Genomic DNA, 11016 nt, shown 5'->3' with positions numbered 1-11016 from the left:
AACGGCTCGATCACCGCCCACGATTCATCAGTCAGCTCATGTCGACGCACCACGAAGACACCAACGACCCAACCACTTTGCGGACACGACCTAGCGGATCGGCATTCCGGACAGGGTCCGGGCGATGACCAGTCGCTGGATCTCGCTCGTGCCCTCGAAGATCGTGTAGATCGCGGCGTCGCGGTGCATGCGCTCGACGGGGTACTCCCGCGTGTAGCCGTTGCCGCCGAGGATCTGGATGGCCTGGGCGGTGACCTTCTTGGCGGTCTCGCTCGCGAACAGCTTCGACATGGAGCCTTCGGCGTTCTCGAACTTCTTGCCCGTGGTCCCCATCCAGGAGGCACGCCACACCAGCAGACGCGCGGCGTCGATCTGCGTCCGCATGTCGGCCAGTTGGAAGGCCACACCCTGGTTGTCGATGATCGGGCGGCCGAACTGCTCGCGCGTCTTCGCGTACTCCAGCGCCTCCTCGTAGGCGGCGCGGGCGGTGCCGACCGCCATGGCGCCGACGGCCGGACGCGACGCCTCGAAGGTCGCCATGGCGGCGTTCTTGACGCGCTCCCCGCCCTTTTTGGCCTTCTCGCGCGCGCGGGCGAGGCGCTCGTCGAGCTTGTCCTTGCCGCCGAGCAGGCAGGAGCCGGGCACCCGGACGTTCTCCAGGACGACCTCGGCGGTGTGCGAGGCGCGGATGCCGTGCTTCTTGAACTTCTGGCCCTGGGCCAGGCCCGGGGTGTTCGGCGGGACGATGAAGGAGGCGTGCCCCTTCGAGCCGAGTTCGGGGTCGACGGAGGCGACCACCACGTGGACGTTGGCGATGCCGCCGTTGGTCGCCCACGTCTTGGTGCCGTTGAGGACCCACTCGTCCTTGGCCTCGTCGTAGACGGCCCGGGTCCGCATGGAGGCGACGTCGGAGCCCGCGTCCGGCTCGGAGGAGCAGAAGGCGGCCACCTTCACGTCGTTGACGTCGCCGTACATCTGCGGGATCCAGGTGCCGATCTGCTCCTCGGTGCCGTTGGCGAGGACGCCGACCGCGGCGAGGCCCGTGCCCACGATCGACAGGGCGATGCCGGCGTCGCCCCAGAACAGCTCCTCCATGGTCATCGGAATGCCGAGACCGGTCGGGTCGAAGAACTGCTGCGCGTAGAAGTCGAGGGAGTAGATTCCGAGCTTGGACGCTTCCTGGATGACCGGCCAGGGGGTCTCCTCGCGCTCGTCCCACTCGGCGGCCGCGGGGCGGATCACATCGGCGGCGAAGCCGTGAAGCCAGTCACGCACTTCCTTCTGCTCGTCGTTGAGATCCATTGTGAACTCGGCCATGGCCCCTCCAGGACTGCGTACACTGCATAGGTTACTTACGGTAACGAGAGTCTGTTACCGACCAGTAGCCGATGTCAACCTCCGAGTACGCGTTCGATACCGGTCGACCGACGGGTGTTACCTTTCGCGTGCGTCAAGCCATCGCACGGGCGGGGAGAATCCTCATGGAGACCACACAGCGGACCGATCAGCGCGCGGAACAGCAGTCCGCCGCCGAGCGGCGGCGCCGCGAGCTGCTCGAGGCAGCGGACCGCGTGGTGCTCCGGGACGGTCCGGGTGCCTCGATGAACGCCATCGCGGCCGAGGCCGGGATCACCAAGCCGATCCTCTACCGGCACTTCGGCGACAAGGGCGGGCTCTACGCGGCGCTCGCCAAGCGCCACACGGACGCCCTGCTCGCTTCCCTGCGGGCCGCTCTGGACGCGCCCGCAGAGCGCCGTGAGCGGGTGGAGGCGACGCTGGACACCTACTTGGCGGCGATCGAGGCCAGGCCCCAGGTCTACCGGTTCCTGATGCACCCGGCGGACGTCTCCCCCGCCGACCCGGGATTCGACGTGGGGCGGCATTCGGCGCCGTTGCTGCGGCGCATGGGCGAGGAGCTGGCCGACGTCATCGAGGAGCGGGTGGACCTCGGCCCGGCCGGGCAGCAGCTCGCCCGCGTGTGGGGCCACGGGATCGTCGGGATGATGCACGCCGCGGGCGACTGGTGGCTCGGCGAACGCCCCTGCACGCGCGCGGAATTGGTCCAGGGTCTGGCCGACCTCCTGTGGGGGCGGCTCGCCGCGGCGGGCGACAAGGCGGGCGGCCCCGGGTTCTGAGAGCCGCCCAGCACGACCGCTAGCGGCCCGCGGTCCCCGACCAGGGTGCCTTGGCCGCCTGGCGAAGCACTCTTCTGCGGCGCCAGCCCGTGACCCGTTCCGTGTACGTACGGCCCTCCAGGTGGTCGCACTCGTGCTGGAGGCACCGGGCGAACCAGCCCGTGCCGTCGATCACCACAGGGGCTCCCGTCCTGTCGAAGCCCTCCACGCGCGCGTGGTCGAAGCGAGGCGTGCCCGCCTCCAGGCCGGGCAGCGACAAGCAGCCCTCGGGGCCCCGGACCACGACGCCGTCCGCCTCGACCAGGCGCGGGTTGACGACATGGCCGACGTGGCGCACATCGTCGTCGTCCTCGCAGTCGTAGACGAAGACCCGCACCGGTTCGCCGACCTGGTTGGCGGCGAGGCCGACGCCCTGGGCCGCGTACATCGTGGCGAACAGGTCCTGCACCAGGCGCGCGAGCGGCGGGCCGAAGTCGGTGACCTCCGCGCAGGGTTGATGGAGCACCGGATCACCGAGCAGGGTCAGGGGTCGTACGCGCCCGGAGGCGCCCGGGATCGAGCCGTGTCGCATGGCCGTAAGGGTACGGTCCGAGCAGCACCCCGATTCCGCTGGTGGTGCCGCGGTTCGGGCTTGTCGGTGGATCTCGATAGGCTGAGGCCGGAAAGCGATGCCCGGGCAGGCGCGGCGCCGTACGCAAGGAGGACCCAACAATGTCAGGCAACTCGGAGTCGATGACTCCGCGGGCCAAGCTGGCCGTGACGGCCGGGAAGGCCGCGGCCGCGGTGTCGCGGGCCGCGGGCCGCGGCAGCGGATCGGTGATCGGCGGCAAGGTCGCGCTCAAGTTCGACCCCGAGCTGCTCGGACGGCTCGCCCAGCACCTCGACGTGGTGCTCGTCTCGGCCACGAACGGCAAGACGACGACGACCCGGCTGATCGCCGAGGCCCTGCGGGCCAGCGGTCCGGTCGTCTCGAACGCGCTGGGGGCGAACATGCCGGCGGGCATCACCTCCGCCCTGGCCGCGGGCTCCGACGCCAAGTTCGGCGTGATCGAGGTCGACGAGAAGTACCTGGCCGGGGTCGCCCGCGACACCGCTCCCAAGGCGATCGCCCTGCTCAACCTGTCGCGCGACCAGCTCGACCGCGCCGCCGAGACCCGCATGCTCGCCGAGACGTGGCGCGAGGGGCTCGCGGGGTCGAAGGCCATCGTGATCGCCAACGCGGACGACCCGCTGGTGGTGTGGGCCGCCTCCTCCTCGCCGAACGTGGTGTGGGTCGCCGCGGGCCAGGAGTGGAAGGACGACGCCTGGTCCTGCCCGGCGTGCGGCGGCGTGATGCAGCGCCCCGGCGACGACTGGTTCTGCGGCGAGTGCGGCTTCCGGCGCCCCACCGCGAGCTGGGCGCTGCAGGGCGACTACGTCCTGGACCCGCACGGCTCCGCGTGGCCGATCCACCTGCAACTCCCAGGCCGCGCCAACAAGGCGAACGCGGCCTCGTCGGCGGCCGTCGCCGCCTGCTTCGGCGTACCGCCGCAGGTCGCCCTGGAGCGCATGTACCAGGTGCAGGCCGTGGCGGGCCGCTACGACGTCGTGCAGTTCCAGAACCGGGACCTGCGGCTGCTGCTCGCGAAGAACCCGGCGGGCTGGCTCGAAACGTTTACCCTGATCGACCCGCCGCCCACCCCGGTGATCCTCTCCGTGAACGCGCGAGGCGCCGACGGCACCGACACCTCCTGGCTGTGGGACGTCGACTACACGCGGCTCGCCGGGCACCCGATCTGTGTCATCGGTGACCGCAAGCTCGACCTCGCGGTCCGCCTGGAGGTCGCCAACCTGGACTTCCGGGTCTGCGAGACGCTCGACGAGGCGGTGCAGATGTCCCCGCCCGGGCGGATCGAGCTCATCGCCAACTACACCGCGTTCCAGGACGTCCGCCGCCGCGTGGGCAACTGACCGGATTCACACGAGGACCAGCTAAGGATCATGAGCATGAGTGACAACAGCCTGCGTCTGGTGTGGGTCTACCCCGACCTGCTGAGCACCTACGGCGACCAGGGCAACGCCCTCGTGGTGGAGCGCCGTGCCCGCCAGCGCCGCCTCCAGGTCGAGCGCTACGACGTGCGCAGCGACCAGCCGGTGCCCACCTCGGGCGACATCTACCTGATCGGTGGGGGCGAGGACCGGCCGCAGCGTCTCGCGGCCGAGCGGCTGCGCCGTGACGGCGGTCTCCAGCGTGCCGTGGGCAACGGCGCGATCGTGTTCTCGGTGTGCGCCGGTTACCAGATCCTCGGCCACGAGTTCATCAACGACCTCGGTGAGCGCGAGCCCGGTCTCGGGCTGCTCGATGTCGTCTCGACCCGTGGTGAGGGCGAGCGGTGCGTCGGTGACGTCCTGGGCGACATCGACCCGCAGTTGGGGCTTCCGCCGCTGACCGGGTTCGAGAACCACCAGGGCGTCACGCATCTCGGTCCGTCGGCGCGGCCGTTCGCCCGCACCCGGATCGGCAAGGGCAACGGCACGGGGGACGGCACCGAAGGCGCCTTCAACGACACCGTGTTCGGTACGTACATGCACGGCCCCGTGCTTGCCCGCAACCCGCTGATCGCCGATCTGCTGCTGAAGCTGGCTCTCGACGTGAACGCGCTGCCCCCGGTGGACGACCGGTGGTACGAGGCGCTCCGCAACGAGCGCATTGCTGCCGCGACCGCTCAGCCGGCCTAGCGTCCGTCCCTTTCGGGCGCTCTCGCGCCCATGTGAGCGGGGCTGTCCACCTGGCGGACGGCCCTTACGGTGAGCCCCCCGGGCGCCGATAAGGTACGGGCAATTCAGCCGGACGGCGTGGTCCGGCCACCGGCCCACGTTTGCAAAGGTATTCCGGGCTTATGCGTATTGGTGTCCTCACCTCCGGCGGCGACTGTCCCGGTCTGAACGCCGTGATCCGTTCGGTCGTGCACCGTGCCGTCGTCGATCACGGCGACGAGGTCATCGGCTTCCGCGACGGGTGGAAGGGCCTGCTCGAGTGCGACTACCGCAAGCTGGACCTGGACGCGGTGGGCGGCATCCTCGCCCGGGGCGGCACCATCCTCGGCTCCTCCCGGGTGCAGCCCGCGCATCTGCGGGACGGCGTCGAGCGGGCCAAGGGGCATGTCGCCGATCTCGGTCTCGACGCGATCATCCCGATCGGCGGTGAGGGCACCCTCAAGGCGGCCCGGCTGCTGTCCGACGCGGGCCTGCCGATCGTCGGCGTACCGAAGACCATCGACAACGACATCGCCGTCACCGATGTGACGTTCGGCTTCGACACGGCCGTCGGGGTCGCCACCGAGGCCCTCGACCGGCTGAAGACGACCGCCGAGTCGCACCAGCGGGTGCTGATCGTCGAGGTCATGGGGCGGCACACCGGCTGGATCGCGCTGCACTCCGGCATGGCGGCGGGCGCGCACGCGGTCGTCGTGCCCGAGCGCCCCTTCGACATCGACGAGCTGACCAAGAAGGTCGGCGAGCGGTTCGAGGCGGGGAAGAAGTTCGCCATCGTCGTCGTCGCCGAGGGCGCCAAGCCCCGGGCCGGTTCGATGGAGTACGACGAGGGCGGCAAGGACATCTACGGGCACGAGCGCTTCGCGGGTATCGCTCGGCAGCTCTCCATCGAGCTGGAGCAGCGCCTCGGCAAGGAGGCGCGCCCGGTGATCCTCGGCCATGTGCAGCGCGGTGGCACCCCGACGGCGTACGACCGGGTGCTGGCGACGCGGTTCGGCTGGCACGCCGTGGAGGCCGTGCACCGGGGCGAGTTCGGCAAGATGACCGCATTGCGCGGCACCGACATCGTGATGGTGTCGCTCGCGGAGGCCGTCGAGACGTTGAAGACGGTGCCGCCGGAGCGCTACGCCGAGGCGGAGTGCGTCCTGTAAGTACTGCTTCTTCCGCGTGCTTCACACCCGGAGCTGCCCCCGGCCGACACCTCGGCCGGGGGCAGCTCTAGTCTGGGTGCGCACAATCCGTACGAAACGAGCAACAGGAGCGGGCGGATGGATCACAGCGGGCACGGCATGAACATGGATCTGCCGCCGTTCACGCTGGGGCGCGGTCTCGCATGGTCCGCCGACCCCTTCTTCCTGATCGGCTGCCTCCTCGCGCTCGCGCTCTACGGGTGGGGCGTCGTGCGGCTCGCACGGCGCGGTGACTCCTGGCCGGTGACGCGTACCGTCGCGTTCGTGGTGGGTGTGCTGACCGTGGGCCTGGTGATGTGCACCAAGCTGAACGACTACGGGATGGTCATGTTCAGCGTGCACATGGTGCAGCACATGGTCATCAGCATGCTGTCGCCGATCCTGCTGCTCATGGGCGCCCCCATCACGCTCGCGCTGCGGGCGCTCCCGGTGTCGGCGCAGCGTGGCGACAAGGGGCCGCGCGAACTGCTGCTGATGCTGCTGCACAGTCGGTACATGCGGATCATCACGCACCCCGCGTTCACGATCCCCCTGTTCATCGCGAGCCTGTACGCGCTCTACTTCACGCCCCTGTTCGACTTCCTCATGGGGTCGAAGGTCGGGCACATCGCGATGATGGTGCACTTCCTGGCCGTGGGCGTGGTCTTCTTCTGGCCGATCATGGGAGTGGACCCGGGACCGCACCGGCCCGGTTACGTCATGCGGATGCTGGAGCTGTTCGCGGGCATGCCGTTCCACGCCTTCTTCGGGATCGCGCTGATGATGGCCAGCACCTCCATGGTCAGCACCTTCGACAACCCGCCCGCCTCCCTGGGCGTCGATCCGCTGTCCGACCAGACGGCGGCGGGCGGTATCGCGTGGGCGTTCAGTGAGGTGCCGTCGGTCCTGGTGCTGCTCGCGCTGCTCTTCCAGTGGAAGAAGTCCGAGGACCGCCAGGCGCGCCGCACGGACCGCGCGGCGGACCGGGACGGCGACAAGGAGCTGGCGGCGTACAACGCCTACCTGGCCTCGTTGAACGCGCGCGGACAGTAGCGCCACCGGCCCCTCACGGGTGACTATGGCCTTTCGGTCGCGGTTCGGGCGCCGCACATGGCTGTACGCCGTCCGGCTGCCGGGAGGAGCGTGTGTGATGCCCGGTTCCACGAAGACGATGGGTGTGTTCACCGTCGGCGGCCTGGTGGCCGTCACCGCCTACACGGTGGCGCTCGGTAGCAACGGCTGGCTGTGGTTCGGCTGGGTGGTGCTCGGGCTGATCACGGTGGCGATGGTGGCCTCGCGCGGCGCCTGACGCGGCTTGATCGGCCTCTCGCGCGCGGGACGCCGATTGACTACTGTGCGCACGCAGCGCATCGGCGCTGCTCACAGGCTCCGCGCGCTTCGGACGGCGCGGCATGGGGGAAGGCGACCGGCATGTTCTACCGACTGCTGAAGTACGTGATCCTCGGGCCGCTGCTGCGGCTGATGTTCCGGCCCCGGATCGAGGGCCTGGAGCACATCCCGGACGAGGGCGCGGCGATCGTCGCGGGCAATCATCTGTCGTTCTCCGATCACTTCCTGATGCCGGCGATCATCAAGCGGCGGATCACCTTCCTGGCGAAGGCCGAGTACTTCACGGGCCCGGGGATCAAGGGCCGGCTGACCGCCGCCTTCTTCCGCAGCGCGGGGCAGATCCCGGTCGACCGCTCGGGCAAGGAGGCGGGGCAGGCCGCGATCCGCGAAGGGCTCGGGGTGCTCGGCCGCGGCGAGCTGCTGGGCATCTATCCGGAGGGCACGCGCTCGCACGACGGGCGGCTCTACAAGGGCAAGGTGGGTGTCGCCGCGATGGCCCTGAAGGCGCAGGTCCCGGTGGTCCCGTGCGCGATGATCGGCACGTTCGAGGCGCAGCCTCCCGGTCAGAAGATCCCGAACATGCGGCGGGTGACGATCCGGTTCGGCAAGCCGCTGGATTTCTCGCGGTACGCGGGCATGGACGGCGAGAAGGCGATCCTGCGGGCCGTCACCGACGAGATCATGTACGCGATCCTCGACCTGTCCGGGCAGGAGTACGTCGACGCGTACGCGGCGCTCGTCAAGGCCGAGGCCGAGAAGGCGAAGGCGCGGAAGTTCCCGAGGATGCCGCTGAGCTGACCGCTCTGCGCTGAGCAGAATCCGGCGGGCCCGCCGCGTGCCGGGACGTACGGTCCGTGCATGAAGACGGCTTTGGTGATCGGTGGAACAGGGCAGATCGGGCGCCCTTCGGTACGGGCGCTCGCACAGGACGGCTGGGCGGTGACGGCGGCCTCGCGGCGCGGCGACCGGGACGCGTCGTGGCCGGACGAGGTGCGCTCGGTGCGGCTGGAGCGGGACGACGACGCGGCCGTGGCGGAGCTGCTCGGGGACGGTGTCGACCTGGTCGTGGATCTGGTGGCGTTCGCCGGACGGCACGGGCGGCAGCTCGCGCGGTTCGCCGACCGGATCGGTTCGGCGGTCGTGATCTCGAGCGGCGCCGTGTACGAGGACGAGCGGGGGCGCAGCTTCGACACGCAGGAGGAGCCGGACGGCAAGCCTCGCTTCCCGGTTCCGGTCCCGGAGACGTGGCGGACGGTCCCGGCGGGCGACGCGACGTACGGGACGCGGAAGATACAGCTCGAACGGGAACTGCTGGCGCTCGGCGACAAGCTGCCGACGACGCTGCTGCGGGCGAGTGCGGTGTACGGCCCGCATTGCCGCACGCCGCGGGAGCTGTACTTCGTGAAGCGGAACATCGACGGGCGGCGCACGCGCGTGCTCGGGTACGGCGGGCAGAGCCGCTTCCATCCGGTGAGCGTCAGGAACCTGGCGGAGCTGGTGCGGCTCGCGGCGGCCCGGCCGGGATCGCGAGTGCTCAACGGCGCGGACCCCGACAGTCCCACGGTCGCCGAGATCGGCGCCATGATCGACACGGTGATGGGTGCCGAGACGCAGACGGTGCTGGTCGACGGCCCGCCCCCGGCGCCGACGGTCGGGGACACACCGTGGTCGCTGCCGTACCCGTTCGTCTTCGACATGTCCGCGGCGGAGCGGGAGTTGGGCTACCGGCCCGTCACGACGTACGCCGACGCGCTTCCCGAGACGGTGCACTGGCTGGCCGAGCGGCTGCGGCAGCAGGACTGGGTGGACGGCTTCCCCCAGATGGTCGCGAACTACACGACGGGGCTCTTCGACTACGCGGCCGAGGACGCGTGGCTGGCGGCGCGGGGCTGAGAGCCTGTCTTTGCACAGGTCCGGCCCCCGCGACGGCGGGGGCCGGACCAGGTGGCGCGTTCGCTCAGGCGGACGTCACGGCTTGGGGGTGGCGTGCGGGGCGCACGTCACGTCCTTGCTGTCGGTCTTGCCGGTGAGCAGGTAGGTGTCGACACGGTCGTTGATGCAGGGGTTGCTCAGACCGGTGACACCGTGGGAGCCCGCGTCCTTCTCGGTGATCAGGCGGGAGCCCTTGAAGCGCTTGTGCAGCTCGACGGCGCCCTCGTACGGGGTGGCGGCGTCACGCGTGGACTGCACGATGAGGACCGACGGCAGACCCTTGCCGGTCTTGACGTCGATCGGCGTCTGCTGCTTGGTCCTCCAGGTGGCGCAGGGCAGGTTCATCCACGCGTTGGCCCACGTCATGAACGGGTAGTCCTTGTGGAGCCGCGTGTTGTCCCTGTCCCACTTCTGCCAGCTCGTGGGCCACTTGGCGTCGGCGCACTCGACGGCGGTGTAGACCGCGTTGCTGTTCTCCGAGGCCGCGTTGCCCGCGGTGTCGGACATGTCGGGGGCGATGGCGTCGATCAGTGCCTGTGTGTCACCGGCGACGTACTTGCTCCACGTCTTGGCGACGGGCGCCCACGAGGAGTCGTAGTACGGGGCGCTCTGGAAGAAGGTGATGAGTTCGGCCGGGCCGACGATCCCGCCGAGGGGGCTCTTCTTCGCGGCGGCGCGCAAGGTGAGCCACTGCTGCTGCACCTTGGCGCGCGTGTCGCCGAGGTGGAACGTGGCGTCGTTCTTGGCGACCCAGTCCTGCCAGTCCTTCCAGCGCCCCTCGAAGGCGATGTCCTGGTTGAGGTTGGCCTGGTACCAGATGTTGTCCTTGGCCGGGTCGACGACGCTGTCCACGATCATGCGGCGGACGTGGCCAGGGAAGAGCGTGCCGTAGACGGCGCCCAGGTAGGTGCCGTAGGAGACGCCCAGGTAGTTGAGCTTCTTGTCGCCGAGGGCGGCGCGGATGACGTCGAGGTCGCGCGCGGTGTTCGGCGTCGTCATGTGCGGCAGCATCTCGCCGCTGCGCTCGTAGCAGCCGTCCGCGTACTCCTTGGCGAGCTTGCGCTGGGCGCGCTTGTCCGCCTCGTCGTCGGGGACCGGGTCGGCCTTGGGAGCCTTGACGTACTCCTGCGGGTCGATGCAGGAGATCGGCGTCGAGTGGCCCACGCCGCGCGGGTCGAAGCCGACGAAGTCGTACGCCTTCGAGGTCTTCTCCCACAGCGGGTTCTTGGTGGTGACGCGGGCCGGGAAGCGCATGCCCGAGCCGCCGGGGCCGCCGGGGTTGTAGACGAGGGAGCCCTGTCGCTCACCGGCGGTGCCCGTGGAGACGGCGCGGTCGACAGCGAGCTTGATCTGCTTGCCGTAGGGCTTGGCGTAGTCGAGCGGCACGGTGACCCAGCCGCACTGGATGGGCTTGGCGAAGCCCCAGTCGGCGGGGCAGTCCTGCCAGTCGATGCCCTTCTTCTCGGCCCGGGCCGCGGCGACGGCGGCGCCCTTCGCCTCACGGTCCTGGCTGTGGCTGCCGGTCGTGCGCTGCTCGGCGCTGGCGGCGGGGGCGCTGACCGCACCCGCTATCAGCGCCGCCGCTGCGAACGCACCGGCGGAGCCGATCACCACCTTCCGGCTGCCGCGACTCGTCTGTCGAGTCTGTCTCACGTGAGGCCTCCGCACATGGGTTC

11 protein-coding genes are annotated in these 11016 nt (G+C 70.0%); 8 read left to right on the top strand and 3 right to left on the bottom strand.

Features of this window, described 5'->3' with window-relative positions; genetic code table 11:
* Positions 1 to 90: 90 nt before the first annotated feature.
* On the bottom strand, positions 91 to 1317 hold the full coding sequence (locus ACIRF8_RS34920) for an acyl-CoA dehydrogenase family protein (RefSeq protein ID WP_404221768.1): 1227 nt from the start codon (positions 1315 to 1317) through the stop codon (positions 91 to 93).
* A gap of 164 nt (positions 1318 to 1481) precedes the next feature.
* On the opposite strand from ACIRF8_RS34920, the gene ACIRF8_RS34915 reads away from it, so the two are divergent.
* Positions 1482 to 2135 (top strand): TetR family transcriptional regulator, encoded by a 654-nt coding sequence (locus ACIRF8_RS34915; protein ID WP_404221766.1) that lies wholly within the window; start codon positions 1482 to 1484, stop codon positions 2133 to 2135.
* A 19-nt stretch (positions 2136 to 2154) separates the two neighbouring features.
* On the opposite strand, the gene def is transcribed toward ACIRF8_RS34915, so the two are convergent.
* Entirely contained in the window at positions 2155 to 2706 is a 552-nt protein-coding gene (gene def, locus ACIRF8_RS34910) for a peptide deformylase (protein WP_404221764.1), read from the bottom strand.
* A 140-nt stretch (positions 2707 to 2846) separates the two neighbouring features.
* On the opposite strand from def, the gene ACIRF8_RS34905 reads away from it, so the two are divergent.
* The 7 genes from ACIRF8_RS34905 to ACIRF8_RS34875 all read left to right on the top strand — a co-directional run bounded on the left by ACIRF8_RS34905 (position 2847) and on the right by ACIRF8_RS34875 (position 9301).
* Entirely contained in the window at positions 2847 to 4085 is a 1239-nt protein-coding gene (locus ACIRF8_RS34905) for a MurT ligase domain-containing protein (protein ID WP_404221762.1), read from the top strand.
* Between the two features lie 36 nt (positions 4086 to 4121).
* Positions 4122 to 4853: a type 1 glutamine amidotransferase gene (locus tag ACIRF8_RS34900; RefSeq protein WP_399065632.1), complete on the top strand. Its 732-nt coding sequence runs from the start codon at positions 4122 to 4124 to the stop codon at positions 4851 to 4853.
* 161 nt (positions 4854 to 5014) lie between these two features.
* Complete coding sequence (locus ACIRF8_RS34895; protein ID WP_404221760.1) at positions 5015 to 6040, top strand: 6-phosphofructokinase; 1026 nt, start codon at positions 5015 to 5017, stop codon at positions 6038 to 6040.
* Positions 6041 to 6157: 117 nt separating this feature from the next.
* Positions 6158 to 7111 (top strand): cytochrome c oxidase assembly protein, encoded by a 954-nt coding sequence (locus ACIRF8_RS34890; protein ID WP_404221758.1) that lies wholly within the window; start codon positions 6158 to 6160, stop codon positions 7109 to 7111.
* A 97-nt stretch (positions 7112 to 7208) separates the two neighbouring features.
* Complete coding sequence (locus tag ACIRF8_RS34885) at positions 7209 to 7367, top strand: hypothetical protein (RefSeq protein ID WP_404221756.1); 159 nt, start codon at positions 7209 to 7211, stop codon at positions 7365 to 7367.
* A gap of 122 nt (positions 7368 to 7489) precedes the next feature.
* Entirely contained in the window at positions 7490 to 8206 is a 717-nt protein-coding gene (locus ACIRF8_RS34880; protein WP_404221754.1) for a lysophospholipid acyltransferase family protein, read from the top strand.
* 60 nt (positions 8207 to 8266) lie between these two features.
* The gene (locus ACIRF8_RS34875) at positions 8267 to 9301 is read left to right on the top strand and encodes an NAD-dependent epimerase/dehydratase family protein (RefSeq protein WP_404221752.1); all 1035 of its coding nucleotides are present in this window, start codon (positions 8267 to 8269) and stop codon (positions 9299 to 9301) included.
* A gap of 75 nt (positions 9302 to 9376) precedes the next feature.
* On the opposite strand, the gene ACIRF8_RS34870 is transcribed toward ACIRF8_RS34875, so the two are convergent.
* A complete protein-coding gene (locus tag ACIRF8_RS34870; protein ID WP_404221749.1) occupies positions 9377 to 10993 on the bottom strand; it encodes an alpha/beta hydrolase in 1617 nt (538 codons plus the stop codon).
* Positions 10994 to 11016 lie beyond the last annotated feature (23 nt).

It is taken from the genome of Streptomyces sp. NPDC102406, assembly GCF_044765725.1.
Taxonomy (GTDB): domain Bacteria; phylum Actinomycetota; class Actinomycetes; order Streptomycetales; family Streptomycetaceae; genus Streptomyces.
The sequence above is the reverse complement of the archived record's forward strand: the minus strand, read 5'-3'. Positions and strand labels throughout refer to the sequence as shown.

Coding starts and splice junctions, on each gene's coding strand:
- ACIRF8_RS34885 (WP_404221756.1), top strand. CDS start 7,209: ATGCCCGGTTCCACGAAGACGATGGGTGTGTTCACCGTCGGCGGCCTG.
- ACIRF8_RS34895 (WP_404221760.1), top strand. CDS start 5,015: ATGCGTATTGGTGTCCTCACCTCCGGCGGCGACTGTCCCGGTCTGAAC.
- ACIRF8_RS34915 (WP_404221766.1), top strand. CDS start 1,482: ATGGAGACCACACAGCGGACCGATCAGCGCGCGGAACAGCAGTCCGCC.
- ACIRF8_RS34920 (WP_404221768.1), bottom strand. CDS start 1,317: ATGGCCGAGTTCACAATGGATCTCAACGACGAGCAGAAGGAAGTGCGT.
- ACIRF8_RS34890 (WP_404221758.1), top strand. CDS start 6,158: ATGGATCACAGCGGGCACGGCATGAACATGGATCTGCCGCCGTTCACG.
- ACIRF8_RS34905 (WP_404221762.1), top strand. CDS start 2,847: ATGTCAGGCAACTCGGAGTCGATGACTCCGCGGGCCAAGCTGGCCGTG.
- ACIRF8_RS34875 (WP_404221752.1), top strand. CDS start 8,267: ATGAAGACGGCTTTGGTGATCGGTGGAACAGGGCAGATCGGGCGCCCT.
- def (WP_404221764.1), bottom strand. CDS start 2,706: ATGCGACACGGCTCGATCCCGGGCGCCTCCGGGCGCGTACGACCCCTG.
- ACIRF8_RS34880 (WP_404221754.1), top strand. CDS start 7,490: ATGTTCTACCGACTGCTGAAGTACGTGATCCTCGGGCCGCTGCTGCGG.
- ACIRF8_RS34900 (WP_399065632.1), top strand. CDS start 4,122: ATGAGTGACAACAGCCTGCGTCTGGTGTGGGTCTACCCCGACCTGCTG.